This window comes from Streptomyces sp. NPDC001292, from assembly GCF_042896465.1.
Taxonomy (GTDB): domain Bacteria; phylum Actinomycetota; class Actinomycetes; order Streptomycetales; family Streptomycetaceae; genus Streptomyces.
The window spans coordinates 1-1274 of sequence record NZ_JBIAXG010000152.1 but is presented as its reverse complement, the minus strand read 5'-3'; the positions used below and the strand labels follow the sequence as shown (position 1 = coordinate 1274).

General features: G+C 71.7%; 1 pseudogene. It reads right to left on the bottom strand.

The features are described from left to right. Window positions 1–299: 299 nt before the first annotated feature. Window positions 300–1100: pseudogene (locus ACFY4A_RS42670) on the bottom strand (exodeoxyribonuclease III); the annotation flags it as partial. Between the last annotated feature and the right edge of the window lie 174 nt (window positions 1101–1274).

Genomic DNA, 1274 nt, shown 5'->3' with positions numbered 1-1274 from the left:
GTACGCCCAGTACGCGGACGACCCTCCGCCTTGCGATGCACCGCACCAGACGCCGCGGGGCCCGCCCTCCGGGCGGACGGCGCTACTTTCGAAACGCGCCCTAGTGCTGTGACCGGAAAGGTTCACCGGCTCGCGACGCCCGGCACGGCACCTCGCCGCGTTGTCGCATCACCCGAGTACGCCCAGTACGCGGGCGACGCTCCGCCTTGCGATGCTCCCCCACTGCCTGAAGGCGTGGGAGGTGCCCCCGGCACCGGACGCCGCGAGCTTCCCGGCAAACCTTCCCGGTCACCGCACTGGAGGTCGTAGACCACCGTCACCGGGGCGTGGTCCGACCAGCGCTCGGCGTGTGTGGCCGCCCGCTCGACGTACCCCTTGACGGCCTTGGCGGCGAGCCCGGGCGTGGCCACCTGGAGGTCGATCCGCCATCCCGTGTCGTTATCGAAGGCCCGCCCCCGGTAGGACCACCAGGTGTACGGCCCCTCGCCGTCCGGGTGCAGTTCGCGCACGACGTCGACGTACCCGCCGGCCTCGGGGGCGAAGACCGTGTCCAGCCACTCCCGCTCCTCGGGGAGGAAGCCCGAGTTCTTGGTGTTGCCGCGCCAGTTCTTGAGGTCGGCCTGCCGGTGGGCGATGTTCCAGTCGCCGCAGACGAGCACCTCGCGGCCGTCGGCGGCGGCCCGTTCGCGCAACTCCTTCAGATGAGCGAGGAACTCGCCCATGAAGCGGACCTTCTCGTCCTGCCGCTCGGTGCCGACCTCGCCGGAGGGCAGATAGAGGCTGGCGACCGTGACGCCGGGCAGGTCGGCCTCGACATAGCGCCCGCCGCCGTCGAACTCGGCCGATCCGAACCCGACCCGGACCCGGTCGGGTTCGCGGCGGGTGTAGAGGGAGACGCCGGCGCGGCCCTTGGCGGCGGCGGGCGCGTGCACGACGTGCCAGCCGTCCGGCGTGCGGACGTGCTCCGGCAGCTGGTGCGGCTCGGCCCGCACCTCCTGGAGGCACAGCACGTCGGCCCCGGTCCCCGCGAGCCACTCCACGAAGCCCTTCTTGGTGGCGGCGCGCAGTCCATTCACATTGACGGAGGTCACAGTCAGCACCCGGGCACCTTACCGGCACACTGGACGAGGTCTTCCCGGAGGCCACCCGCCCCGACACCCGCATCGACAGACGGTTCCCACTTGACTTCCTCCCCCGCCTAAAGGCGGGGGATTCCAGCGGTCGCCCGCTGGGTTTCCTGCTTCACCGACGACCGCCCCGTCCGGGAGGACTCC